We start from the raw sequence: 24,826 nt of genomic DNA on the forward strand, positions 1-24,826 counted from the left end.
GTGCGGGATCGTCGAGGTGGGTGGCGAGGTTGCACGAGAGTACGCCGAAGTCGTTGCCGGCCTTGCCCTCCTGGCCCTCCTCCACCGCTCGCCGCAGTGAGACCGGCACCATCGCGATGAGCGGGTCGACGGGCAGCGCGTCGAGGTCGTCCATGTAGTTGCGCAGCGCGCCGGAGCACATCGCGAGCACTACGTCGTTGATGGTGGCGTCATCTGCCTTCGCGACCAGACGCAGCCGTTCGATCGGCCAGGACCTCGCCGCGAACCGCCTGGCCCCGCCGATCTGCACATTCAGGATGCTCTTCGGAGCTGCGAGCGACAGCGAGCCGCCGCGTTCGTGCCAGGCGCGGTCGACGGTGGTGGCAAGCGCCGGCAGCAGGCCGACGGCGCCACGGACTGCGCGCACGGCCGCGCCTGGCAGGTCGAGGGGGCCGCCGCGGGAGCCCTCGACCGTGCCGTCGTCAGGCGCATCCGTGACCAGGGTGAGCGAAGGACGTTCCCGCACGAGGGGCTCCCACGGCGCAGGCATCTCCCGGAGGTCCGAATCCTCGCTGAGCGCGCTGCGCAGCAATTTCATCGCGGACACGCCGTCCACCAGAGCATGGTGGATCTTCATGTACACGGCGAACCGACCGTCCGCGAGACCCTCGATCAGGTGCATCTCCCAGAGCGGCCGGCCGCGGTCGAGCAGCCCCGCGTGCAGGCGGGACACGAGTTCGAGCAACTCCGCGAGTCCACCGGGCGCAGGCAGCGCGTCGTGCCGGACGTGATGGCCGAGGTCGATGTCCTTGTCGGTCTCCCAACCCCACTGACCGAGCGAGGCCAACGATCGCCGGGCGCGCTTGCGCAGCAGCGGCGCCACGTCGGCCCGCGTAAGCGCCGCATCGAGCATCGCCCGCACGTCCCGCGCCCCGGCGCCCTCCGGCGGGGCGAACAGCGCAAGACCTCCGACGTGCATCGGGTGCTCACGCGACTCGCCCAGCAGGAACATCGAGTCGGCCGGTGACATCGGCAACAGCATTGACGCGCCTTTCCCTGTAATCCCGCGCCGGAACCGTCGGCGGTTCCGGTCCCCCGGGGACCTGTCATTCGCGCTTTCAGGTGTGACGCATTCTCACAGATATCCTGTGAGAAAGATCACGAACCAGTAGCACCTGTGACCTGTTGTACACCATTCGAAAAACGGAAGCCAATTGAGCAAACGTCCAGGTAGCGGGGCATGCGGATCCCCGACGGAATCAGCTCGATTTGGCACGCAAGGACACAATTCATTCACCTGCGGATATCAAGATCAGAAGGCTCCCGACCCGGGGGGCGATACTCGCCGTAACAGAATCTTTTCTGTTCGCGATAAGTTCGATCGCAAGTAACCCTACTTGCCGGTAAAGAGAATTGCTACTCACGAGTACGAGTTATTGCTACTCGCCAGTATGAATCTTATTACCGGTTGGTAGCACCCGAGGCGCGCTTCAGCGCGGTCGAGTCATGGCCGAATCATACTGGCCTGCAACGACATTGAGCGATCTGCGCGCACCGACGGACGCAACATGACAATGTCGCAGAAATACTGCATGCTTGCGTACCGGCAGGGTCGACTTGGGACGCCAGGCCGGGCGAGGATTACGCGTGACCGGATCGAAATTCGCTCGCGCCTCGACTTCGTTTTCCAGACGAGGTTTCGGGTCCCAACCGCACTCGGTCGGGCATGTCCCAGGCCAACCGGTCCGGACTGCCCACCGGCTTCGGCACCCTCGACAGGGTTCGGGGGACGGCGGACGGTCGCGCAGGCGCGCGGCGCAGTCGACACACATATTTCGAGAACGGTGGGCGAGGATGTTCAAACGTGTAGCAGTGGTCAATCGGGGTGAGGCGGCGGTACGCCTGATCCGGGCAGTGCGCGAGCTCAATGCCGAGCACCCATACGGCATCACCACGATCGCGCTGCACACGGAGGCCGAGCGGCGGGCGATGTTCGTCCGCCAGGCCGACGAGGGCGTCACCCTGCGACCGTCCACCACGGCGGCCACCCCCTACCTCGATCACGCCGAGCTCGAGCGCGCCCTGATCGAGGCACGGGCCGACGCCGTCTGGGTCGGCTGGGGCTTCGTCGCGGAGGACCCCGCGTTCGCCGACCTCTGCGCCCGGCTGAACATCACCTTCATCGGCCCCTCCGGCGACGCCATGCGCCTGCTCGGCGACAAGGTCGAGGCCAAGCTGCTCGCGGAGAAGGTGGGCGTCCCGGTCGCGCCGTGGTCCGGCGGTCCCGTCGAGACCCGCGCCGACGCCCGCAGGCACGCGCAGGCCATCGGCTACCCGCTGATCATCAAGGCCCGATCCGGCGGCGGCGGCCGGGGCATCCGCAAGGTCTTCGCCGAGGACGAGCTCGAACTCGCCCTCGAGCGCACCCAGGGCGAGGCCGAACGCTCGTTCGGCGACCCCGTCGTCTTCATCGAGCGCCTGGTCACCGAGGCCCGGCACGTCGAGGTACAGGTCATCGCCGACGCCCACGGCAACGTCTGGGCCCCCGGCGTGCGGGACTGCTCCATCCAGCGCAAGAACCAGAAGGTCATCGAGGAGTCCGCCTCCCCGCTGCTCAGCAAGGAACAGGCCGACCACCTGCGCGGCGTCTCCGCCGACCTGGTCCGCGCCGCCGGCTACTGCGGTGCCGCCACCGTCGAGTACCTGTACCAGCCCTCGCAGCAGGTCTTCACCTTCCTCGAGGTCAACACCCGCCTGCAGGTCGAGCACCCGATCACCGAGGCCACCACCGGCATCGACCTGGTCAAGCTGCAGATCCATGTGGCGGGCGGCGACCCGCTGGTCGGCGACTGCCCGACCGAGTTCGGCCACGCCGTCGAGGCCCGGCTCAACGCCGAGGACGCCGACAACGGGTTCGCCCCTGCCCCCGGCTCCGTTGCGCTGCTCAAGTTCCCGCTCGGATCCGGCCTGCGGGTGGACACCGGCATCGCCCAGGGCGACGTCATCCCGCCCGACTACGACTCCATGGTCGCCAAGGTCATCGCGTGGGGCCGGGACCGCTCCGAGGCCCTCGCCCGGCTGCGCACCGCGCTGCGCGAGACCACCGTCGTCCTGGACGGCGGCACCACCACCAAGTCGTTCCTACTGAACCTGCTGGACCGCGAGGAGGTGATCACCGCGTCGGCCGACACCGGCTGGCTGGACCGCACGGGCGCTGGCACGGCCACCGGTCCGACGCCCGCCGCCGCCGTCGCGCTTCTGGCCACCGCGGTCGGCGTCTATGACGCGGAGGAGGCCCTCGAGCGCAGCGCCTTCCTGGCCGCCGCCCGAGGCGGCAGGCCGCGCGCCAAGCACGGCATCGGGCGTCCCGTCGAGCTCAGCTACCAGGGCCAGGCCTACCAGCTGGTGGTCGGTCAGATCGGACCGCACCGCTACCGGATCGACGGCGACAGCGGCGAGATCGAGGTCGACGTGGACCGGCTCGGCGAGTTCGAGAGCCGGATCGTGGTCGGCGGCCGCCGGTTCCACATCGTCTCCGTCACCGGTCCCGCCCACCACCTGGTCGAGGTCGACGGCATCAGTCACCAGATCAGCCAGGACGAGGCAGGTGTCGTGCGCGCCCCCTCCCCCGCCGTGGTGGTCGCCCTCCCCGTCGCCGTCGGCGATGAGGTCGAGGCAGGCGACACCCTGGTGGTGCTCGAGGCGATGAAGATGGAGACCGCGATCCGGGCGCCGTACGCCGGCACCGTCCGCGAGGTGCTGGCCATCGTCAATGCCCAGGTCGACGCAGGCGCTCCGCTGTTGCGGGTCGACCAGGTCGCCGAGGAGACCGTCACCACGCAGGCCCCGCGGGTCGAGTTCGTCGCCCCCGAGTCCCGCGACCGCGACGACCTGACCGAGGCGCTGGCCCGGCTCGACGCGCTGAGCGCGATGATCGCCGGCTTCGATGTCGACGCCGCTCGCTCTCGCGCGCTGCTGGCCGAGTACCTCACCCTGCGCGGGGCGCTGCCCGAGTCCGACAACACCCTCGTCGACGCCGAGCTGAGCCTGCTGACCACGTTCGCGGACCTCTGCGAGCTCTCACGCAACCGGCCGACGGCGGACGAAGAGGACACCGTCGAACGCGTGCACAGCCCGCGTGAGCATTTCCACTCGTTCCTGCAGTCGCTCGACGTGGACGTGCACGGACTGCCGGACTCGTTCCGCGCCAAGCTCTCCCGATCGCTTCGTCACTACGACGTCAACGACCTCGAGCGCACCGAGGACCTGGAGGGTGCGGTCTACCGGATCTTCGTCGCGCAGCAGCGGATGGAGGCCCAGGTTCCGATCGTCGCGGGCCTGCTCGCACAGTGGCTGCACGACGGCCGGGTCTGCACGGACAACTGCCCCGCCCTTGCGGAGGTGCTCGACCGCCTCGTCCTCGCCACCCAGCTGCGCTACCCGGTGGTCGGCGACGTCGCCCGCAACCTGCAGTTCCGGATCTTCGACGAGCCCGCGATCCGGAAGGCGCGCGAGCAGGTCTACGACGGCGTGCGCGGCAGCCTCCAGTACCTTGCGGAGCGCCCAGGGGCGGTCGACCGCGCGGAGCGGATCGACGCGCTGGTGGACACCCCGGAGCCGCTGGTCGGTCTCCTCGCCGACCCGCTGTCGCTGCCCGGCGACCTGCTCGAGGTCGTCACCCGGCAGTACTACAAGATTCGCGGCCTGCAAGACGTGAAGGCCCTCGACGGCCACGGCCTGCCGTGCGTCACCGGCCGTTTCGAGCTGTCGGGCGAGCAGCTGAACCTGGTCTCGGTGGCCGCCGACCGGGCCCGCCTCGACGAGGCACTGGCCGTCGTCGACGCCGCGGTCGGACCGGCCCCGGTCAACCAGGTCGTCGACCTCTACCTCGCCTGGCCGGACGCCCCGGCGGACGGCGACACCCTCGCCGAGTCGCTGCACGCGGTGCTGCGGGACCACGCCGGGTCCTCGTCCTGGCGTCGTGTCACCGTCACGGTCGCGACCCCTGGTGACATCACGGTGCAGCGCGTCGCGACGTTCCGCCCTGCGGCGGAGGCGGATTCGGGGCTGGTCGAGGACAAGATCATCCGCGACATGCACCCGCTCACCGCCCAGCGCCTCAACATGTGGCGGCTCAAGAACTTCGACGGCACCCGCCTGCCCGCCCCGGCCGACACCTACCTGTATCACCTTGTCGCCAAGGAGAACCCGACCGACGAGCGACTGATCGCGATGGCGCAGGTGCGGGACCTGACGCTGCAGTTCGACGCGGACGGCGAGATCGACGCCGCACCCGCCATCGAGCGGGCCGTCGTGGCCTGCCTCGACGGCATCCGCCGGGTCCAGGCCGACCGCGGCAGCAAGCGCATCGAGAACAATCGCGTCGTGCTCTACGTGTGGCCGAAGTTCGAGGTGTCGGCCGACCGGATCGCCAGGATCGCCCGGCACGTCGCGCCGCTGACCGTCGGCGCCGGACTCGAGCAGCTCACCATCATCGGCCGCCTGCAGGAGAACCCCGCCGAGGCGCCGCGCCAGGTGGCGGTGCGCTTCTCCTACCGTTCGGGCGCGGGCCTGGAGGTCGCGGTCACCGAGCCGCCGACCGCGCCGCTCAAGCCGCTCGACGAGTACACCCAGAAGGTGCAGCGGTCCAAGGCCCGCGGCACCGTGTACCCGTACGAGCTGATCCCCGCGCTGTCCGCGGGCGGCACGTTCGTCGAGTACGACCTCGACGAGTCCGGCGTGCTGGTCCCCGTCGACCGCCCGCACGGACGCAACTCCGCGGGCATCATCGTCGGCCTGGTGACCACGCCAACCGCGCGTCACCCCGAGGGCATGACCCGCGTCGCACTGTTCGGCGATCCGACCAAGGCGCTGGGCACCGTGGCCGAGGCCGAGTGCTCCCGGGTGGTCGCCGCGATCGACATGGCGGAGCAGCTCGGCGCGCCCGTCGAGTGGTTCGCCCTGTCCTCCGGCGCCACCATCTCGATGGAATCCGGCACCGAGAACATGGACTGGGTCTCGCGCGGGCTGCGCCGGATCATCACGTTCACCCAGAACGGCGGCGAGATCAACGTGATCGTCGCGGGCATCAACGTCGGCGCCCAGCCGTACTGGAACGCCGAGGCGACGATGTTGATGCACACCAAGGGCATCCTGGTGATGACCCCGGACAGCGCGATGGTGCTGACCGGCAAGCAGTCGCTCGACTACTCCGGCGGCGTGTCCGCGGAGGACAACTTCGGCATCGGCGGCTACGACCGGGTGATGGGCCCGAACGGCCAGGCGCAGTACTGGGCGCCGAACCTGACGGCCGCCATCGGCGTCCTGTTCTCCCACTACGAGCACGCGTATCTCGCTGCGGGCGAACGCTTCCCGCGCAAGGCCGAGTCCACGGACCCGATCGACCGCGACGTCCGCACCTTCCCGCACGTGCACCCGTCGAGCGAGTTCACCACGGTCGGCGAGATCTTCTCCGCGGAGACCAACCCGGACCGCAAGAAGCCCTTCGACATCCGGACCGTGATGCGCTCGGTGGTCGACCAGGACCACGCGGTGCTCGAGCGGTGGGCCGACATGGCCGATGCCGACACCTCCGTGGTGTTCGACGCGCACCTCGGCGGCAACGCGGTGACCGTGATCGGCATCGAGTCGCGCGCCATCGCCCGCAAGGGCTGGTTCCCGACCGACGGACCCGACCAGTGGACGTCCGGCACGCTGTTCCCGCGCTCGTCGAAGAAGACGGCCCGCGCGATCAATGCGGCCAGCGGCAACCGCCCGGTCGTGGTGCTGGCGAACCTGTCCGGCTTCGACGGCTCCCCGGAGTCGCTGCGGAACCTGCAGCTCGAGTACGGCGCCGAGATCGGCCGTGCCATCGTGAACTTCGACGGACCGATCGTGTTCGTGGTGGTCTCGCGCTACCACGGCGGCGCGTTCGTGGTGTTCTCCGGCGCGCTGAACGAGAACATGGAGGTGCTCGCGGTCGAGGGCTCGTTCGCCTCCGTGCTCGGCGGCGCGCCCGCCGCGGCCGTGGTCTTCACCCGCGACGTGAACACCCGCACCGCCGCGGATCCCGCGGTCCGGGACCTCGAGGCGCGCCTGGCCGAGACGGAGGACAACGCCGAGCGCACCCGCCTGCGGGTCGAGCTCGGCGCCGAGCGGGCCGCGGTCCGTTCGGCCAAGCTCGGCGAGGTGGCGGCCGAGTTCGAGGCGATCCACAACATCGAGCGGGCCCGTGAGGTCGGTTCGGTGGACGCGATCGTGCCCGCCGCCGAGCTGCGCCCGTACATCGCGGCGGCGGTCGAGCGAGGCATCGCCAGGACGCTGAGCTCCCTCGCGGGGTAACGGGTTCCGCTACGAACGGCGCCATCGGAGTGACTCCGATGGCGCCGTTCGGCGTTCCCGGGGTGAGTCGGTGACGGACCGCTCGGCCCGGCCGAGAATCGATCGATCCAGTGCCCAAACGCCCAGGGCCGCGGCGGCATACGCGGCACCGAGGAGACTCACCGCTCGCCATCCCACTGCCCCGTACACGGACGTCGCGGTGATCGCGCCGACGCCGCTGCCGACCGAGTAGAAGGCCATGTAGCTGCCGATGATCCGGCTGCTGGCCTCCGGGTCGTCGGCGACGATCCGGTTCTGATTGCTCACGTGTACGGCCTGGACCGCGAAGTCCAGCACGACCACCCCGATCACCAGCGCGATCAGCGAGTACGCCGTCTGGGCGATGGGCACCCAGGAGAGCAGCAGCAGGACGAGCGCGACCACGGTGACGCGTTCGCCGCGGCCGCGGTCGGCCCAGGTCCCGGCGCGAGCGGCGCCGAGCGCACCGGCCAGGCCGGCAATCCCGAAAAGCCCTATCTGGGTGGGCGACAGGTGCCAAGGTGCCGCACCCAATGGGAGCGCCATGGCGCTCCAGAGGACCCCGAACGAGGCGAAGAGGAACAGCGCGATCAGCGCCTTGGTCCGGAACACCCGGCTGGTGGTGGTCAGCGTCACGACCGCGGCGACCGCACGCAGGTAGGGCGCGGGTGGGCGGGCCCCATGTTCCTGCGGCAACATCACCATCGCCGCGCAGGCGAGCAGCAGCGACAGGATTGCCGAGCAGGCGTAGACGGCGCGCCACCCGGCGACGTCGGCGACCAGTCCGGACACGGATCGGGCCGCGATGATGCCGACCACCACACCGCCGGTGATCACCCCCAGATTTCGGCCCCGCTCGGCCGGAGCGCTGACCGCCGCCGCATACGCCACCACGACCTGCACCACGACCGAGAACATCCCCGCCACCGCCACACCGATGAACAGCTGCGCACTGGTCGCCGAGAACGCGACGAGCAACGTTCCCGCACTCGCGGCGGCGATGCCCGCGGCGATCAAGCGCCTGCGGTCGACCGCGTCGCCGAGCGGCACCAGCACGATCAACCCGACCAGGTAGCCGACCTGTGCGACCGTGACGATCAGACCGAGGCGCGCGGTCGGCATTGCCAGGTCCGAGCCGATCCGTTCGAGCAGCGGCTGCGCGTAGTAGATGTTCGCCACCGACACCGCGCACAGCACCGCCAATAGCGCTCGAAGCTGCCTCGTCACACCCACCCCTTTTGGTTGCAAATCAAAACCAAATCTAACGCTAGGGCATAATGGTTTCAATACGCAACCGAAGGGGCTTCTCGATGCTCGAGCGCGAGGACTGGACCGACCCGCACTGCCCGGTCGCAAGGACGGCCGATCTCCTCGGGGATCGCTGGTCGCTGCTGATCGTGCGCGATTCCTTCGACGGCGCCAGCCGATTCAGCGAGTTCCAGCGAAACCTGGGCATTGCCAAGAACATCCTGGCGGATCGACTCCGAAATCTCGTCGAGCACGGCGTTCTGGTCCAGCGACCCAACGCGCAGGGAACCCGGCACGAGTACGAGCTCACCGACAGTGGCCGAGACCTCTTCACGGTCATCGTGAGCCTGCGCCAATGGGGCGAACGCCATGCCTTCGGCGAGGGCGAGCGACACTCGAGGCTGATCGACAAGACCACCGGCGAACCGGCACCCACCCTGCTCTTGCTGAACAAGGACGGAATCGCCCTCGGGCCGACCAACACCCACGTGCGCAAGGTCGCCGGGGGCTGATCCACGCGAGCGAGGGGGAGGTTGTCGGGAACTCACTCGGCATGTGGAACGAGAACCTCCCCCTCGTCGCGGATGTCCGTCGACTCCCCGGCCAATGAGGACCACAACTGTCCGCATTGGCTGGCAGGGTGTTGGCATGCGCGAAACCTCGGCGAGACTGCTCCGGCTGCTGTCGCTGCTGCAGATGCGGCGGGAATGGTCCGGCGCGGACCTGGCGGATCGGCTGGCGGTGACACCGCGGACGGTGCGCCGCGACGTGGACAAGCTGCGCGACCTGGGCTACCCCGTCAATGCGAGCGTCGGCGTCGGCGGCGGCTATCAGCTCGGCGCCGGCGCGGAGATGCCGCCGCTGCTGCTCGACGACGATGAGGCGCTGGCCGTCGCGTTCGGGCTGCAGTCCGGCGCGACCGGATCGGTGGAGGGTCTCGGCGACTCGTCGCTGCGTGCGCTGACCAAGCTGCGGCAGGTGATGCCCTCGCGCCTGCGACACCGCCTCGACGCGCTGCGGATAGACGTGGTGCCGCAGGGACCGCCGCCGTCCGCGGTCGACGCGAAGGTCCTCTCGGCGATCGCCACGCTCTGCCACACCCACGAGCGGCTGCGCTTCGACTACCGAACCCGCGACGGCACCGAGACCAGGCGCGAGGTCGAGCCCCACCGTCTGGTCCGGGCCGGCGCGCGCTGGTACCTGGTCGCATGGGACCTGATGCGCGAGGACTGGCGATCGTTCCGGGTGGACCGGATGTCGCCGAAAACCCCGACCGGGCCGAGGTTTTCGCCGCGCGAGCTCCCGACGGGCGACGCCGCCGCGTTCGTCTCCCGGGGTATCGGCCGCGCCTTCAGCCAGGTCACGGCACGGGTACTGCTGGACGCCCCGATCGAGCAGGTCGCCCCGATGGTCGACGACTCCTGGGGCGGCGCACTCGAATCGGTCGATGCCGGCCGGTGCGCGGTGGAGTTGCGCGGCGACTCGGCCGCCGGCATCGCGGGATGGCTCACCGCGTTCGGCGTCGACTTCACGGTGCTCAGCCCTCCCGAGCTCCGCGAGGAATGCCTGCGGCGGGCCGAGCACCACGCGATGCTCAGCGAGCGCTACCGCCGGAGCTGAACACGCGTCGGACGACGGATGGTCTGCCGTATTCAGACCCCTCTTGATCCACCCGCCCATCGAATGGTCAAATAAAAGCACGACCGTTCGTACATATTGAGGAGGGTTCATGGATCTGCGCGAGCACTATCTGGAAGCACTCGCCCTGACGGGCGACATCATCAGCGGCCTGAGCGAACAACAACTCGATCTCCCGACACCCTGCGACGAGTGGGACGTTCGGGCGGTGATCTGCCACCTGACAGCCAACGCCCGAGGGATGGACTCCCACCTGTCCGGCACCGCCGACGGCAGCCGCGCGGCACTGACCGGCGACGCCCCGCCCACACCGGATCCCATCGCCGACTTCGGCACGGCCGCACGCGAACTCGCCGTCACCCTGGCCGACGACGCGGTCCTCGACCGGAGCGTCGCGGTCCCGAGCGCCGGGACGGTCCCCGGCTCGGTCGCCATCGGCGTCCATTTCGTCGACGTCCTCACGCACGGCTGGGACCTGAGTCGGGCGACCGGCAGCGACTACCGCCCCACGGAACGTCAGGTGGCCACCGCGCTGAGGTTCGCCGGCCGATACCCCGACTCACCCGCGATGCGCGGACCGGGCGCGCTGTTCGCCCCGATCCGGACCCTCGACCCGGACGCCCCGGCCCTCGACCGGCTGGCCGCCCTCCTCGGTCGCGATCCGCATTGGACCTCCGCGGTAGCCCCTGGACTCCGATAGCGCCTTCCACCCTCGGCCATCGGGGCCGGCGGCCGCTGACGCTCCCGCGCGGACTCCCGTCCAGGCAGGAGCATCAGCGGCCACCCGATCGCCGCGACGCTCAGTGAGCGCCACCGCCGGAGCGCGGACCCAGCCGAACCCTCACCGCCGCCAGCAGACACCCCGCCGCGCAGCGCAGCACGGCCCTGACCGCCGGATCATCCAACGCCCCGGTCACCTTCGGCCGGATCATCGGACCGTCACCGACTCGGTCTCGGGTACCTGCACCCTCGGGGCGCGCAGCGTGAACGCCGCCAGCGCGGCCCCAGCCAGGGCGATCACGGCGGCGACCACGAAGGCCGCGGAGAACCCATCCGTCAGCGCGCCCAGATCCCCCAGCTCGCCCGCCCCCGCTGCCGCCGCAACGGCGGTCGCCGCCGCCAGGCCGAGCGCCGATCCCAGCTGGTAGCTGGTGTTGACGATGCCCGACGCCAGTCCACCCTCCTCCGGTCGCGCGCTGGAGATCGCGGTGCCCAGCGACGGGATGAAGGCCAGCGCCATGCCGAGCGCCGAGACCAGCGACGCGGGCAGCACGTCCACCCAGAAGTTGCCGTCCGGGCGGACCAGGGACAGCCAGCCCAGCCCGGCCGACAGCAGGACCAGACCCGACACCACCATCGACTTCGGCCCGAATCTCGCGATCAGCCGCGGAGCGAGCACGATCATGCCGATCATGATCAGCGCGGTCATCGGAATGAGGGCGGCGCCACTGGGGAAGGCCGAATAGCCGAGCACCTGCTGCAGATAGAGATTCAGGAAGAACCACATCGGGATCCACGCGGCCCCGAGCAGGAACTGCGCGAGGTTGGCAGCACCGAGGTTGGGGGTCCGGAAGATCGCGAGCCGCACCAACGGTTCGCTGCGGCGCGCCTGGATCACGAGGAATGCGATCAGGAGCAACGCGGACAGGACGAGAACACCCCAGGTCTGAGCCGCGGCCCAGCCCACCTCCGGCGCGCGGACGATGCCGAAGACCGCCGCCCCGATGCCGAGCGTGGCGGCGAGCGCGCCCAGCAGGTCGACCCCGCCCGTCGCGGCGCCCCGGCCACCGGGCAGCAGCGCGGGCGCCGCGACGAGCGCGATCACCGCGATCGGGATGTTGACGAAGAACACCCACGGCCACGAGGCGTACTCGGTGAGCAGTCCGCCCAGGAACACGCCAGCTGTTCCTCCTGCGGGCGCCGCGGCGCCATACACGGCCAGCGCCCTGGTCAGCTCCCTCGGAGTCGACCCGAACAGCATCATCAGCAGGGTGAGCGCGGCGGGCGCGATCAGCGCGGCCCCGACGCCCTGCACCGCCCGGCCGACGAGCTCGGTCGGCACGTTGGCCGCCAGGCCTGCCGCCGCTGATCCGGCCAGCAGGATCAGCCAGCCGAGACTGAACATCCGTCGGGCGCCATACAGGTCCGACAGCCTCCCGCCGAGTAGCAGCAGCCCGCCGAAGACCACCACGTAGGCATTGAAGACCCAGGTCAGGTTCTCCTGAGTGAAGCCGAGGTCTGCGCGCATCTCGGGCAACGCCACCCCGATGATCGAGGTGTCCATGATGACCATGAACTGGGCGAGCGCAATCAGTCCGAGCGCCAACCATTTTCGCGTCGATGTGGGTTCTTGGATCCGATTCATCTCGATCACTCCTCCTGATGTTCGAAGCACCTGTCGCGGCGCGATCACCGCGAAGGGATTTGTACCCTACGGGGGTATAGCTTGGCAAGATCATTTCAGGGGTTGCACTCAGTACCCCCCATGGGTATGTTCATTGCTCGTAAGCCCCTACCCCCCAGCGGTATGGGAACGACAGAGGGAGACCGACATGACCATCGCGAACTACACCGTCACCGGTATGACCTGCGGCCACTGCGCGGGCTCGGTCCGCGCGGAGGTCGGCAAGCTCGGCGGTGTCACCGACGTCGCCGTCGACGTCCCCACCGGCAGGCTCACCATCACCAGCGCCTCCCCGCTCGACGAATCGGCCGTGCTCGGCGCCGTCGACGAGGCCGGCTACTCGGCCACTCCCGCATAGGGACGGCCATGAACACCCCGATCAAACTCGCCGCCTACGCCGGAGGGCTCGCCGTGATCTTCGCGGCGGCCCTCGGGCTGGGCGCCGCAACAGGAAGCCCGATCGACATGTCGAACACCCACGACACCACCACCCACGGCGGACACGCTGAGGCCGGCACCGCCACCGCCCCCGCGGGCCTTCAGGTCTCTGAGCAGGGCTACACCCTGTCGGAGGTCACCGCGCCCGCCGAGGCCGACCGTCCCGGTGCGCTGAGCTTTCGGATCGTCGGCCCGTCCGGCACGGCGGTCACCGAGTACGACGAGCTGCACGAGAAGCAGCTGCACCTGATCGTGGTCCGCAGCGACACCAGCGAGTTCCGCCACGTCCACCCGGCCCTGGCTGCGGACGGCACCTGGTCCATCGACTGGAACTGGGCGCGCGGCGGCACGTACCGCGTGTTCGCCGACTTCCAGCCGGCCGGGGGTCCGCAGCTGACGCTCGGCCGTAACGTCGAGGTCGCGGGCGACTTCGCCCCGGCTCCCCTCCCCCGAGAGACGCGGGTCGCCGAGGTGGACGGCTACCGGGTCACCCTCGCAGGCGACCTCAGCACGGCCGGCGGAGAGCTGACACTGACCGTGGCCCGCGACGGCAAGCCGGTCACCGACCTGCAGCCGTACCTCGGCGCCTTCGGGCACCTGGTCGCGTTGCGCACCGGCGACCTCGCCTACCTGCACGTGCACCCGCAGGGCGAGCCGGGCGACGGCGTGACCGCGCCGGGACCCGACGTCACGTTCCACGCACAGGCGCCCACCGACGGCAGCTACCGCCTGTTCCTCGACTTCCAGCACGAGAACGTGGTCCGCACAGCGGAATTCACGGTCTCCACCCACGAAGGCCACTGAGATGACCACCGAGTACCTCACCCCCGAGACCACGGGCACCGCAAGCATCGAGCTCGCCATCGGCGGGATGACCTGCGCCTCCTGCGCGGCCAGAATCGAGAAGCGGCTCAACAAGATGGAGGGCGTGACCGCCACCGTCAATTACGCCACCGAGAAGGCCAAGGTCGTCTTCGACCCCGCGGTCACCTCGGCCGACCTCGTCGCCGAGGTCGAGAAGGCGGGGTACTCGGCCACCGTTCCCCAGCCGCCCTCGACCGACCGCGACACCGGTACCGACACCGAGCCCGAAGACGAGCAGTCCCTGGCACTCGCCGCCCTGCGCACCCGGCTGATCGTCTCGGCGATCCTGTCGATCCCCGTCATCGCCATGGCGATGATCCCGGCGCTGCAGTTCACCAACTGGCAGTGGCTCTCACTCACGCTTGCCGCGCCGGTCATCGTGTGGGCCGGGCTGCCGTTCCACAAGGCCACCTGGGCCAACCTCAAGCACGGCGCCGCCACGATGGACACGCTGATCACCATCGGCACCGGCTCCGCCTTCCTCTGGTCGCTGTACGCGCTGTTCTTCGGCACCGCAGGCGAACCCGGGATGACGCACCCGTTCTCGTTCACCATCGGGCGTACCGACGGGGCAGCCAACATCTACCTCGAGGTCGCTGCGGGCGTCATCACCTTCGTGCTGGCCGGCCGCTACTTCGAGCAGCGTTCCAAGCGTCGGGCAGGGGCGGCCATGCGGGCACTGTTCGAGCTCGGAGCCAAGGAGGTCTCGGTGCTGCGCGACGGCGCCGAGACCCGCATCCCCGCAACAGCACTCGTGGTGAGCGACCTGTTCGTGGTTCGGCCCGGCGAGAAGATCGCGACCGACGGGCTCGTCGTCGAGGGCCGGTCCGCGGTCGACATGTCCATGCTGACCGGCGAATCCATCCCGATCGAGGTGGCCGAGGGCGACGGCGTCGTCGGTGCGACCGTCAACGCCGGCGGCCGTCTCGTCGTCCGGGCCACCAGGATTGGCGCCGACACCCAGCTGTCCCAGATGGCGGCGCTTGTCGAGGACGCGCAGAACGGCAAGGCGCAGGTGCAGCGCCTCGCCGACACCATCGCCGGGGTGTTCGTGCCCATCGCCATCGCGATTGCCGTTGCCGCACTGGGCTACTGGATCGGAACCGGCAGCCCGCTGTCTGTCGCGTTCACGGCCGCGGTCGCGGTGCTCATCATCGCCTGCCCCTGCGCACTCGGCCTCGCCACCCCGACGGCCCTGCTCGTCGGCACCGGGCGCGGCGCCCAGATGGGCATCCTGATCAAGGGACCCGAGGTGCTCGAGTCCACCCGCAAGGTGGACACCATCGTGCTGGACAAGACCGGCACCGTCACCACCGGCAAGATGACGCTGCAGGACGTGATCGTGGTCGACGGGACCGACCGGGCCGAGGCGCTGCGCCTGGCCGGTGCGCTGGAGCACGCCTCCGAGCACCCCATCGCCAAGGCGATCGCGAGCGCCGCCGCGGCCGACACGACCGGCCCGCTGCCGTTCGTGGAGGGCTTCGAGAACATCGAGGGCCGCGGGGTCCAGGGCATCGTCGACGGGCACGCGGTGGTCGCCGGCCGAACCTCCCTGCTCGAGGACTGGTCGCTGCACCTGCCGCTGGAGTTGAGCGAGGCGAAGTCGGCTGCCGAGAACGCGGGCAAGACCGCGATCGCGGTCGGCTGGGATGGTGCGGCGCGGGCCGTCCTGGTGGTCGCCGACGCGGTGAAGGACACCAGCGCCGAGGCCATCGCGCAGTTCAAGCGGCTCGGCCTCGAGCCGGTGCTGCTGACCGGCGACAACGCGGCCGCCGCCAGGACCGTGGCCGACCAGGTCGGCATCGACACGGTGCTGGCGGAGGTCATGCCGGCTGACAAGGTCGAGGCCGTCAAGGCGCTGCAGTCACGCGGAAAGGTGGTCGCGATGGTCGGCGACGGCGTGAACGACGCCGCCGCACTGGCTCAGGCGGACCTGGGACTGGCGATGGGCACCGGCACCGACGCGGCGATCGAGGCCAGCGACATCACCCTGGTCCGCGGCGACCTGCGCTCGGCCGCCGACGCGATCCGGTTGTCCCGCAAGACACTCGGGACCATCAGGGGCAACCTGTTCTGGGCGTTCGCCTACAACGCGGCGGCGATCCCGCTGGCCGCGGCCGGCCTGCTCAACCCGATGCTTGCCGGGGCGGCGATGGCGTTCTCGAGCGTCTTCGTGGTGAGCAACAGCCTGCGTCTGCGTCGGTTCCGGTAGACGGCTGCGCCGCCCGTGAGTCCTTCTGGCGTCGCTGCACACCAGAAGGACTCACGGGCGCAGCCGGTCACACCGGGCCGCGACGGATCCCCTATCCGATCATGCAACCGTAGGGGGCGAAGTTGCACTGCTCATAACTTCCGCCTACATAGGAGAGCAGGACGAGCGGAGCGCCGAGCACCCCGTATTTGCTGTCGAAGAGGGGAAGGTTCTCCACGCCATCCAGGGATCCGGTGGAAGCAGCCGCGACAGATGCGACCGGCCGAAGTGATCCGGCGGGCGCCGCGGACGCAGCACCAGACCCGGCGGCGAGGCCACCGGCCAGCACGGCCGACGCAACGACAGTGGCCGAGAGACGACGCATCGTGAGACTGGGCATGTACGAACTCCATTCAGTCGGTTGCGAGATTTTGTCGCGCTCGGCAGGGCTTGAATCCGCCCGACCTGAGCACGCTTCGCGCCACCGTACCGACGACGGTCAAGCCCGGTGTGGGAATCCGTACATTGTTGCCGCACTTGATGATTCGTTTAACGCAACGAATCGGTGGCTCTACTCGACGTTCGCCAATCGAACGAAGTCCGCGGACAAGGTCGACGCGGTCAAGGAGCTGCAGTCCCGCGGGAAGGTGGTCGCGATGGTCGGCGACGGCGTGAACGACGCCGCCGCACTGGCTCAGGCGGACCTGGGGCTGGCGATGGGAACCGGTACCGACGCGGCGATCGAGGCCAGCGACATCACCCTGGTCCGCGGCGACCTTCGCTCGGCAGCCGACGCGATCCGGTTGTCCCGCAAGACACTCGGGACCATCCGGGGCAACCTGTTCTGGGCGTTCGCCTACAACGCGGCGGCCATCCCGCTGGCCGCGGCAGGCCTGCTCAACCCGATGCTCGCCGGCGCCGCGATGGCGTTCTCCAGCGTCTTCGTGGTGAGCAACAGCCTGCGGCTGCGGCGGTTCCGGTAGGCAGCTCGCCACGTCAGGTCGCACAGACATCCGAATACGGTTGCTGTGCTGGGCTGGTGGTCATACACGGCGGGCTTCCGGGAGTTCCCGGACGGCCCGCCACGAAGGCCCGTCTAGCCAATACCACCAGGAGGCCCAGGCGTCGGCTGGCGGCAGTACCACCCGAGAAGGGGGCCTGCGGTGCAGTAGATCGCCGTGATCGCAGGCTGGAGGAACGAGAGGCCGTCACCGGGCAGTGTGATCGTTCCCGCGGATCCTTCGCCATCAGAGGACCCGGCCGCTTCCCCGGACCCCTGCAGCAGGCTGGGAGCGGACGCAGCCGAGCCTGCACCTGCGGCAAGTCCACCGATCAGCAAGGCTGTTGCGACAACTGCAGATGCGACAATCCGTCCCGAGAATCCGGACATGAAGAAACCCCTTCGACAGTGGTACCCGACGATGCTCCTCACGCACCCGTCGGTGGCGCTGACCGGCGCTGCGCGGCAGCCTACCGCCACAGCATCGACCCGGAATCCTTTTCGAATATCCCTGCCACAATGGACGATTCGTTCAACACAAAGGGATCGCGGGACCTACTGAACGTTCGCCAATCGCACAAACGCGGCCGCGTCCAGCACCTCGCCGCGGGCGGACGGCTCGATCCGCGCCGCGACCAGCCGGCGCTCGGCCTCCGCGGGAGAACCGGCCCAGGTCGCGAGCGCGGCCCGAAGCGTCTTGCGGCGCTGCGCAAATGCCGCGTTCACGACGGCCCACACCCGCTTCCGGTGCTCCTCGTCGATCGGCCACGGCGGCTCGGCGTAGCGGTCCACCCGAACCAGCCCGGATTCCACCTTCGGCACCGGCCAGAACACCTGACGGCCGACGGCTCCGGCGCGGCGCACGTCCCCGAAGAAGCGGGCCTTGACGCTCGGCACGCCATAGATCTTGCTGCCCGGCAGCGCGGCCAGCCGGTCCGCGACCTCCGCCTGCACCATCACCAGGGCGGTGCGCAGGCTGGGGAACTCGGAGAACAGGTGCAGCAGAACCGGCACCGCGACGTTGTAGGGCAGGTTCGCCACCAGCGCGGTCGGCGCGGCGGGCAGGTCGGTGGGCATCACCTTCATGGCGTCCGCGCCAACCACGGTGAGCCGGTCCGCAAGTTCCGGAGCCCGATCGGCCGCCGTCGTCGGGAGCCGAGTGGCAAGCACCGGGTCGATCTCCACCGCGATCACCGAGTCGACCACGTCCATCAGCGCCAGGGTCAACGAGCCAAGTCCGGGGCCGACCTCGAGCACGACATCGTCGCGGCCGACACCGGCCGTGGTCACGATGCGCCGCACCGTGTTTGCGTCGTGCACGAAGTTCTGGCCGAGTGTCTTGGTGGGCCGCACGCCCAGCTCGGCGGCCAGCGCGCGCACCTCGACGGGGCCGAGCAACGCGGCCTGGCCTCGCGGGTTCCCATCGGCGGGGTTCCCCTCGGGGCTGGTCACAGCGGGTTCACCTCGGGGTTTGTCACCAGGTGAACCTATCGCCTCTGCCGAGCTGCCGCGAAATCCGACACTCAGCGCATGCCGAGGCGGGACGTGCAGGCCGGCCACGCTCCCCAGCCCTGGGTCTCCTGGGTCCTGGTCGCGATGGCGATCTGCTCCTCGCGGGTGGCCAGGTCAGCGCGCGGGGCGTACTTCAGGCCGCCCTGCCGCTCCCAGGTGTTCTGGTCGAACTGCACGCCGCCGTAGAAGCCGTTACCGGTGTTGATCGCCCAGTTACCGGTCGCCTCGCACTGTGCGAGCGCGTCCCAGGTGGCGCCGTTGCTCACCGGCGGCACCTCGGTGCCGGGCTTGGCACCGACCCGGACCACCTTCGGCTGAGCCGGCGTGGTGACCACCGCATCCAGCTGCTGGCGACCGGTCTCGGCGCCGTTGACCCTGGTGATCGAGAACGTCACGTCGTGCACGCCGGGTGCGCCCGGGTTCTCCACGACGGTCCGGCTCATGTTCATCGTCGGGTCCTCGATGCGCTGCTCCGGCGGCGCGAGCGGCAGCGTCTCGGTCGCGTTCTCGGTACGCGTGCGGGTGACCGCGATCTGCATGCCTTCGGCGAGCGTGGTGTCGGCCGCGGGCACAACGGTGTCCGCCTGCTCGAGCGGGACACCCTTGGCCGCCAGCAGCTCGCCCACGGTCGGTGCGGCCAGGCGGAGCTCGGCCGGAGCGGAGGCGCCGTCGATCAGGCTGACCAGCTTGGGGCTCACCACGTCGAGGGCGGCGCCGTCGAGCGGGAGGCGCTGCGACCGGGAAGCGGAGACGTGCACGTCGCCGGCCAGGCGCTGCTGCTGCAGCGCCTCGTCCACGGTGAGCGCGGTGGTCCAGATGGTGCGCGGCTCGCCGTCGACGGTGAGCGCGAGCTCGCGGGCGCGGCGCAGCACGACCGTCGACCCGTCGGCGACGGCGGAGTCGCCCGCGGGGGCCACCATGTCCTTGTCGCCGACCGAGTAACCGGCGTCGGCGAGGACGTCGACCACCTCGGTGCTCATCGTGCTCAGCGCGATGGTCTCGCCGTCCACGTCCAGGGTGACCGTCTTGTGGCGGAACACCGCGAGCAGTCCACCCGCGATCAGCGTGAGGAGCAGTGCTCCGACGACCACGCGCAGAAGCGGGGAGTTGGCGTTGTTGATCCGAGCAATAGGTGACACGAGAAGTCCTGGGGGCTGGCGGTCATCGGGGGTACTCCCGATGCGATTCGATCACATTACGGTAACGAGGAGGTGGTCGTCTGGCAACCAGAAGTCTATGACCTGCAGATATGCATGTCTCAGAACGGCAACCGCGCGCCTTAGTTGCTCCTGGAATCGTGACCGGGAAAGCTTTCACGGATGCGTACACAATCGCGCCGAAGGCTCGACCGACTACCCGTCGTGTTCGGCATCCTCGCCCTGCTCGCCCTCGTCTTCGGACCCGGAACCGCCACCGCACAATCCGACCCCGACAAGACCTACGTCATCGCGACCGATGTGACCTTCGCCCCGTTCGAGTTCCAGAACGAGCAAGGCGACTTCGTCGGTATCGACATGGACCTGCTCAAGGCCATCTCGGAGGACCAGGGCTTCCGCTACCAGGTCAAGCCGCTCGGCTTCAACGCCGCCGTCCAGGCGCTGCAGTCGCGTCAGGTCGACGGCGTCATCGCGGGCATGTCGATCACCGACGAGCGCAAGCTGGTCTTCGACTTCTCCGAGCCGTACTTCGATTCCGGCGTCCAGATGGCGGTGGCGAAGTCCAACGACGACATCGAGTCCTACGAGGACCTCAGGGGCAAGCGGGTCGCGATCAAGACCGGCACCGAGGGCGCGATGTTCGCCGACTCCATCAAGGACAGGTACGGCTTCACCACCGTCACCTTCGACGATTCGGCCAGCATGTACGACGACGTCAAGACCGGGAACTCGGTCGCGGTCTTCGACGACTACCCGGTGCTGCTGTACGGCATCGCGCAGGGCAACGGTCTCAAGGCGGTAGGAGAGAAGGAGGCAGGCAACTCGTACGGGTTCGCGGTCTCCAAGGGCCAGAATGCGGAGCTGATCGAGAAGTTCAACGCCGGTCTCGCGAACCTGCGGGCCAGCGGACAGTACGACAAGATCCTCGACACCTATCTCGGCGAGGGCGCGCAACAGGCCCAGGGCGGCAACAACTTCTTCTCGCTGCTCAAGGACACCTACCCGCAGCTGCTCAAGGGCCTGTGGCTGACCCTCGTGCTCACCGTGGTCTCGCTGGCGATCGCGCTGGTGCTCGGCCTGGTCTTCGGGTTCCTCCGGGTGTCGAGCAGCAAGATCCTGCGCGCGATCGGCGTGACCTACGTCGACGTCTTCCGCGGCACCCCACTGCTGGTGCAGGCCTTCTTCATCTACTTCGGCATCCCGGCCGCGCTCGGCTTCCAGATGCCCGCGATGACGGCGGGCATCATCACCCTGAGCCTGAATGCCGGCGCTTACATCACCGAGATCATCCGCGGCGGCATCCAGTCCGTCGACAAGGGCCAGATGGAGGCGTCGCGCAGCCTCGGCATGAACTACATGGCGTCGATGCGCAAGGTTGTGCTGCCGCAGGCGGTGCGCACGATGATGCCGTCGTTCGTCAACCAGGCGGTCATCACGCTCAAGGACACCTCGATCCTGTCCGTGATCGGTATCGCCGAGCTCACCCAGACCGGCAAGATCATCATCGCGAGGAACTTCGAGTCCTTCAACATGTGGCTGATCGTCGGCCTCTTCTACTTCGTCATCATCATGGCGCTGACCAAGCTCTCCAACCGACTCGAAAAGAGGATCAACGCATGACCGAGTCGCCAGTCGCGGCCCCAGCCGCCAAGATCCGGGTCACCGGCCTCAAGAAGGCGTTCGGCGACAACGAGGTGCTCAAGGGCCTCGACGTGGACATCGCGAACGGCGAGGTGGTCTGCGTGATCGGGCCGTCCGGGTCCGGCAAGAGCACCTTCCTGCGCTGCCTGAACAAGCTCGAGGACATCACCGGCGGCACCGTGATCGTCGACGGCTTCGACCTGACCGACAAGAAGGTCGACATCGACAAGGTCCGCCAGCACATCGGCATGGTGTTCCAGCACTTCAACCTCTTCCCGCACATGACCGCGCTGGAGAACGTGATGCTGGCGCCGGTGCAGACGAAGCGCGCAACCAAGGACGAGGCCAAGGCGACCGCCCTGAAGCTACTCGAGCAGGTGGGTCTCGGGGAGAAGGCGAACGCCAAGCCCGCCAGCCTGTCGGGCGGGCAGAAGCAGCGCGTCGCGATCGCGCGCGCGTTGGCCATGAACCCGGACATCATGCTGTTCGACGAGGCCACCAGCGCGCTCGACCCGGAGATGGTCGGCGAGGTGCTGCAGGTGCTGCGCGACCTCGCGGACCAGGGCATGACGATGGTCGTGGTGACCCACGAGATGGGCTTCGCCCGCGAGGTGTCCGACCGGGTGATCTTCATGGCCGACGGATTCATCGTCGAGGAGGGCACCCCCGCGGAACTGTTCGGGAATCCGCAGCACCCGCGCACCCAGGACTTCCTCAAAAAGGTGCTGTAGGCCAGGCGCTCGCCCCTCGCCGAGCGTGCACAAACCGTCCGTGCCACTCGACCGATACGACGGTAGGTGCACGCTCGGCGTCAGATGCGGTAGACCCGTCGGGCGGTCGCGGTCGACGCCTCGGCCAGCTCGAACGGGTCCTGGCCGCGGGTCTGCGCCAGCGACCGCACCGTGTACGGCAGGCAGTACGGCTCGTTCGGTGCGCCGCGGAACGGGTGCGGGGTGAGATACGGCGCGTCGGTCTCGACGATGAGCTGGTCGTCGGGCACCAGCTTCGCCGCCTCGTGCAGTTCGCGGGCGTTGCGGAAGCTGACCGTCCCGGAGAAGCTCAGCACGTAGCCCGCCTCCACACAGGCCAGCGCCATGTTCGCGTCGGACGAGAAGCAGTGGAAGATGACAGTCGCAGGCGCACCCTCGTCGATCAGCACGGCCAGCAGGTCGTGATCGGCCTCCCGGTTGTGGATCATCAGCGGCTTGCGCAGCCGCTTGGCCAGGTCGATGTGCCAGCGGAACCCCTCGACCTGCTCCTCGACGGTGGCGCAGCCCTCGAGCTTGCCGGGCCAGTAATAGTCGAGGCCGGTCTCCCCCACCGCGACGGTCCGCGGATCGCTTGCGAGCCTTTCGATCTCGGCCTTGGTCGTATCGTCGAGCACGTTGGCCCTGGTCGGGTGGATGGCGGTCGCCGCATACACCCGCGGGTCCCAGTTCGCGGCGTCCACGGCGAACCGCGCTGCGGCGAGATCGTCGGCGACGGTGACGACGCGACCGACGCCGACCTGCTCGGCGCGATCCACGATTGCGGCCACCGACGCCGCGTCGGTGGCTCCACAGGCGTCGAGGTGGGTGTGCGAGTCGATCAGCGGCGCGAGCGGCTCTGGCAGGTCCGGGGCCGGGCGGTCTTTGCTCATGCGGACATTGTCGACGGCGACGATGCGCGGCGCACAGCGCGGGGCACCACCGCCGAGCACGGCGCCGCGCTCAGGCCTGTTCCGCGTCCATCGCGACCACGAAGTCGCGCACGTGTCGCAGCGCCGCCACGGCTTCCGGGACGGCGCGGTACCCGCCCTGGAACACGTGCACCTGACCCTGCCAGATCTGCAGCTCGCACCTGCCACCCGCGGCGCGCTGAGCCGCCGCGAAACGCTCGGCGTCGGCGGCCAGGATCTCGAGGCCGCCGGTCTGGATCAGCATGGGCGGCAGCTCCGATCCGACGCCCTGGATCACGTCCAGTCGCGGGTCGGCCGGGTCGGCATCGGCGATGTACATCCCGATCAGCCGCCGAGCGGTGGCCGCCGAGGTGTAGGGGTCCTTGAGCTGCGGCTCGCGGGTGGCCGCCAACGCGATCGTCGGGTCGACTATCGGCGAGAACAGCACCATCGAGGCCGGCATCGGGAAGCCCCGGCGACTGAGCTCCCCGACCAGCCCCAGCGCGAGGTGCCCGCCCGCGGAGTCCCCTGCCAGCACGATGTCCTGCGGGCGGAACCCCTGTGCCAGCAGCCAGCGGTACCCGTTGACGGCGTCGTCGTGCGCGGCCGGGAACGGATGCTCGGGGGCGAGCCGGTATCGGAGGGCGAACACGGGACGGTCGCAGGCCGCGCCGACCCGGGACACCAGCCCGCGGTGGGTGCCGGGCGAACACGAGAAGTACGCGCTTCCGTGCAGGTAGTACACGACAGGGGTGCCGGGCGCCGGTATCGCGTTGACCCATTCCCCGACGACCCGGGCCCCGTCGACGCGGCCGCTGACCTTGTGGTGCACCACGCCCCAGGACGGCATGCACACGCGCAGGAACTGCATCCCGACCCGGCCGGCCCTCGCCCCCGCCCTGGTCGCCGGGAGGATGGACCCACCCGCCCGTACTGTCCGGAGCATGATCGCGGCAACCACCCGGCTGGCCCGCGAGGGCGTGATCTGGTGCGGGGCAACTGTGTCTGTCACGCCCACAACGTCTCACGCCTGAGGCCCATCAGACAAGAGGGCATGTCAATTCGACGTCAGCGTTCCTATGCTCGCGACGAACAACGCGACGCACACCGCGACGAGGTCGCCCGGATCCTGCTCCCGCCCGCCGAGCAACCAATCGACGAGCAGATGATTCACAGCGCCCACCAGCGCGATCGCCGTCAGCCGCACGAAGTCTCGGGGCACACCCGCGCGGACCTCCGCAAACCACACAGTGCCGATCAGATCGGCGAACTCGCGCAGGACGTCGTGCCTGCACTTCTCCAGTTCGGGCGATACGCCGACGACCTCGATCAGGACGATCTGAGCCCGCCGAGGGTCATCGGTGAGCGTCGTGACGAAGGCGGAGAGACCGCGGGCGGCCAGTTCCTCGGTGGGCAGATCGAGCTCACCCAACGCCGCCAGGGTCGCCCGCCGGACCTCGTCGATGATGTCGACGTAGACCTCTTTGAGGGAGGCGTGCCGATCGGTGAACGACTCGTAGAAGTACCGCTCGGTGAGGTCGGCGGCACCGCAGATCTGCTTCACCGAGGTCGCCGCATACCCATTGGTACCGAACAGTTCCAGCGCCGCGGCCAGGATCGCGGCCCGCCGGGCCGCCGCCCGCTGCCCGGCGTCGAGTCCGGCGTATCGCCGTCCTGCGGCCGGCTGAACACGAGTCATGCCCCTAGCTTCCCGCATTCCGATGTGAGAAGGTTACTC

18 protein-coding genes and 1 pseudogene are annotated in these 24,826 nt (G+C 69.2%); 10 read left to right on the forward strand and 9 right to left on the reverse strand.

Annotated elements, in window-relative coordinates:
* Window positions 1–1,021: wax ester/triacylglycerol synthase family O-acyltransferase (locus ACFXMV_RS21805; RefSeq protein WP_378614353.1), on the reverse strand; the 1,021-nt coding region annotated here is incomplete at its 3' end.
* An 812-nt stretch (window positions 1,022–1,833) separates the two neighbouring features.
* Here ACFXMV_RS21805 and ACFXMV_RS21810 point away from each other — a divergent pair.
* Window positions 1,834–7,320, forward strand: a complete 5,487-nt coding sequence (locus ACFXMV_RS21810; protein WP_378500315.1) for a carboxyl transferase domain-containing protein — start codon at window positions 1,834–1,836, stop codon at window positions 7,318–7,320.
* A gap of 9 nt (window positions 7,321–7,329) precedes the next feature.
* Here ACFXMV_RS21810 and ACFXMV_RS21815 read toward each other — a convergent pair whose 3' ends face one another.
* Window positions 7,330–8,565, reverse strand: coding sequence for an MFS transporter (locus ACFXMV_RS21815; protein WP_378503596.1), 1,236 nt, complete (start codon window positions 8,563–8,565; stop codon window positions 7,330–7,332).
* Window positions 8,566–8,648: 83 nt separating this feature from the next.
* Between ACFXMV_RS21815 and ACFXMV_RS21820 the strand changes: the two genes are divergently transcribed.
* The 3 genes from ACFXMV_RS21820 to ACFXMV_RS21830 all read left to right on the forward strand — a co-directional run bounded on the left by ACFXMV_RS21820 (window position 8,649) and on the right by ACFXMV_RS21830 (window position 10,924).
* Entirely contained in the window at window positions 8,649–9,098 is a 450-nt protein-coding gene (locus tag ACFXMV_RS21820) for a winged helix-turn-helix transcriptional regulator (protein ID WP_378500512.1), read from the forward strand.
* 136 nt (window positions 9,099–9,234) lie between these two features.
* Complete coding sequence (locus tag ACFXMV_RS21825; RefSeq protein ID WP_378500511.1) at window positions 9,235–10,206, forward strand: helix-turn-helix transcriptional regulator; 972 nt, start codon at window positions 9,235–9,237, stop codon at window positions 10,204–10,206.
* 109 nt (window positions 10,207–10,315) lie between these two features.
* Window positions 10,316–10,924: a TIGR03086 family metal-binding protein gene (locus ACFXMV_RS21830; protein ID WP_378500510.1), complete on the forward strand. Its 609-nt coding sequence runs from the start codon at window positions 10,316–10,318 to the stop codon at window positions 10,922–10,924.
* A gap of 228 nt (window positions 10,925–11,152) precedes the next feature.
* On the opposite strand, the gene ACFXMV_RS21835 is transcribed toward ACFXMV_RS21830, so the two are convergent.
* A complete protein-coding gene (locus tag ACFXMV_RS21835) occupies window positions 11,153–12,589 on the reverse strand; it encodes an MFS transporter (RefSeq protein WP_378500509.1) in 1,437 nt (478 codons plus the stop codon).
* A gap of 187 nt (window positions 12,590–12,776) precedes the next feature.
* Between ACFXMV_RS21835 and ACFXMV_RS21840 the strand changes: the two genes are divergently transcribed.
* From ACFXMV_RS21840 to ACFXMV_RS21850, 3 genes are read left to right on the forward strand one after another with little or no spacing between them, the layout of a single operon-like run.
* Window positions 12,777–12,986: a heavy-metal-associated domain-containing protein gene (locus ACFXMV_RS21840; protein ID WP_378500508.1), complete on the forward strand. Its 210-nt coding sequence runs from the start codon at window positions 12,777–12,779 to the stop codon at window positions 12,984–12,986.
* A gap of 8 nt (window positions 12,987–12,994) precedes the next feature.
* Window positions 12,995–13,870, forward strand: a complete 876-nt coding sequence (locus ACFXMV_RS21845) for a hypothetical protein (protein WP_378500507.1) — start codon at window positions 12,995–12,997, stop codon at window positions 13,868–13,870.
* Between the two features lies 1 nt (window position 13,871).
* Entirely contained in the window at window positions 13,872–16,142 is a 2,271-nt protein-coding gene (locus ACFXMV_RS21850; protein ID WP_378503597.1) for a heavy metal translocating P-type ATPase, read from the forward strand.
* A 91-nt stretch (window positions 16,143–16,233) separates the two neighbouring features.
* Here ACFXMV_RS21850 and ACFXMV_RS21855 read toward each other — a convergent pair whose 3' ends face one another.
* Window positions 16,234–16,521, reverse strand: coding sequence for a hypothetical protein (locus ACFXMV_RS21855; protein WP_378502486.1), 288 nt, complete (start codon window positions 16,519–16,521; stop codon window positions 16,234–16,236).
* A 205-nt stretch (window positions 16,522–16,726) separates the two neighbouring features.
* Between ACFXMV_RS21855 and ACFXMV_RS21860 the strand changes: the two are divergent.
* Window positions 16,727–17,104, forward strand: a pseudogene (locus ACFXMV_RS21860) (HAD-IC family P-type ATPase); the annotation flags it as partial.
* A gap of 572 nt (window positions 17,105–17,676) precedes the next feature.
* Here ACFXMV_RS21860 and rsmA read toward each other — a convergent pair.
* Complete coding sequence (gene rsmA / locus ACFXMV_RS21865) at window positions 17,677–18,573, reverse strand: 16S rRNA (adenine(1518)-N(6)/adenine(1519)-N(6))-dimethyltransferase RsmA (RefSeq protein WP_378498993.1); 897 nt, start codon at window positions 18,571–18,573, stop codon at window positions 17,677–17,679.
* Window positions 18,574–18,644: 71 nt separating this feature from the next.
* On the reverse strand, window positions 18,645–19,772 hold the full coding sequence (locus ACFXMV_RS21870) for a transglycosylase family protein (protein WP_378503598.1): 1,128 nt from the start codon (window positions 19,770–19,772) through the stop codon (window positions 18,645–18,647).
* Window positions 19,773–19,952: 180 nt separating this feature from the next.
* Here ACFXMV_RS21870 and ACFXMV_RS21875 point away from each other — a divergent pair, with 180 nt between their 5' ends.
* Together ACFXMV_RS21875 and ACFXMV_RS21880 are read left to right on the forward strand one after the other, a co-directional pair.
* Complete coding sequence (locus ACFXMV_RS21875) at window positions 19,953–21,410, forward strand: amino acid ABC transporter substrate-binding protein/permease (RefSeq protein WP_378498991.1); 1,458 nt, start codon at window positions 19,953–19,955, stop codon at window positions 21,408–21,410.
* Complete coding sequence (locus ACFXMV_RS21880) at window positions 21,407–22,162, forward strand: amino acid ABC transporter ATP-binding protein (protein WP_378498990.1); 756 nt, start codon at window positions 21,407–21,409, stop codon at window positions 22,160–22,162. Before ACFXMV_RS21875 ends, ACFXMV_RS21880 begins: the two co-directional genes overlap by 4 nt.
* 80 nt (window positions 22,163–22,242) lie before the next feature.
* On the opposite strand, the gene ACFXMV_RS21885 is transcribed toward ACFXMV_RS21880, so the two are convergent.
* The 3 genes from ACFXMV_RS21885 to ACFXMV_RS21895 form a co-directional block, all read right to left on the reverse strand.
* Window positions 22,243–23,070 carry a TatD family hydrolase gene (locus tag ACFXMV_RS21885; protein ID WP_378503599.1) on the reverse strand — a complete coding sequence of 276 codons (828 nt, stop codon included), beginning with the start codon at window positions 23,068–23,070 and terminating at the stop codon, window positions 22,243–22,245.
* A gap of 70 nt (window positions 23,071–23,140) precedes the next feature.
* Window positions 23,141–24,100 carry an alpha/beta hydrolase fold domain-containing protein gene (locus ACFXMV_RS21890; RefSeq protein WP_378498988.1) on the reverse strand — a complete coding sequence of 320 codons (960 nt, stop codon included), beginning with the start codon at window positions 24,098–24,100 and terminating at the stop codon, window positions 23,141–23,143.
* A gap of 45 nt (window positions 24,101–24,145) precedes the next feature.
* Entirely contained in the window at window positions 24,146–24,787 is a 642-nt protein-coding gene (locus ACFXMV_RS21895) for a TetR/AcrR family transcriptional regulator (protein ID WP_378498987.1), read from the reverse strand.
* Window positions 24,788–24,826: the final 39 nt, after the last annotated feature.

Origin of the sequence: Rhodococcus sp. NPDC059179 (genome assembly GCF_042754885.1) — a bacterium.
Lineage (GTDB): Bacteria > Actinomycetota > Actinomycetes > Mycobacteriales > Mycobacteriaceae > Rhodococcus_G.

What these genes read in the sequence shown, in the direction of transcription:
- ACFXMV_RS21830 (WP_378500510.1), top strand. Translation starts at nt 10,316, where the DNA reads ATGGATCTGCGCGAGCACTATCTGGAAGCACTCGCCCTGACGGGCGAC.
- ACFXMV_RS21810 (WP_378500315.1), top strand. Translation starts at nt 1,834, where the DNA reads ATGTTCAAACGTGTAGCAGTGGTCAATCGGGGTGAGGCGGCGGTACGC.
- ACFXMV_RS21820 (WP_378500512.1), top strand. Translation starts at nt 8,649, where the DNA reads ATGCTCGAGCGCGAGGACTGGACCGACCCGCACTGCCCGGTCGCAAGG.
- ACFXMV_RS21875 (WP_378498991.1), top strand. Translation starts at nt 19,953, where the DNA reads ATGCGTACACAATCGCGCCGAAGGCTCGACCGACTACCCGTCGTGTTC.
- ACFXMV_RS21825 (WP_378500511.1), top strand. Translation starts at nt 9,235, where the DNA reads ATGCGCGAAACCTCGGCGAGACTGCTCCGGCTGCTGTCGCTGCTGCAG.
- ACFXMV_RS21895 (WP_378498987.1), bottom strand. Translation starts at nt 24,787, where the DNA reads ATGACTCGTGTTCAGCCGGCCGCAGGACGGCGATACGCCGGACTCGAC.
- ACFXMV_RS21835 (WP_378500509.1), bottom strand. Translation starts at nt 12,589, where the DNA reads ATGAATCGGATCCAAGAACCCACATCGACGCGAAAATGGTTGGCGCTC.
- ACFXMV_RS21845 (WP_378500507.1), top strand. Translation starts at nt 12,995, where the DNA reads ATGAACACCCCGATCAAACTCGCCGCCTACGCCGGAGGGCTCGCCGTG.
- ACFXMV_RS21840 (WP_378500508.1), top strand. Translation starts at nt 12,777, where the DNA reads ATGACCATCGCGAACTACACCGTCACCGGTATGACCTGCGGCCACTGC.
- ACFXMV_RS21850 (WP_378503597.1), top strand. Translation starts at nt 13,872, where the DNA reads ATGACCACCGAGTACCTCACCCCCGAGACCACGGGCACCGCAAGCATC.
- ACFXMV_RS21885 (WP_378503599.1), bottom strand. Translation starts at nt 23,070, where the DNA reads ATGAGCAAAGACCGCCCGGCCCCGGACCTGCCAGAGCCGCTCGCGCCG.
- ACFXMV_RS21855 (WP_378502486.1), bottom strand. Translation starts at nt 16,521, where the DNA reads ATGCCCAGTCTCACGATGCGTCGTCTCTCGGCCACTGTCGTTGCGTCG.
- ACFXMV_RS21880 (WP_378498990.1), top strand. Translation starts at nt 21,407, where the DNA reads ATGACCGAGTCGCCAGTCGCGGCCCCAGCCGCCAAGATCCGGGTCACC.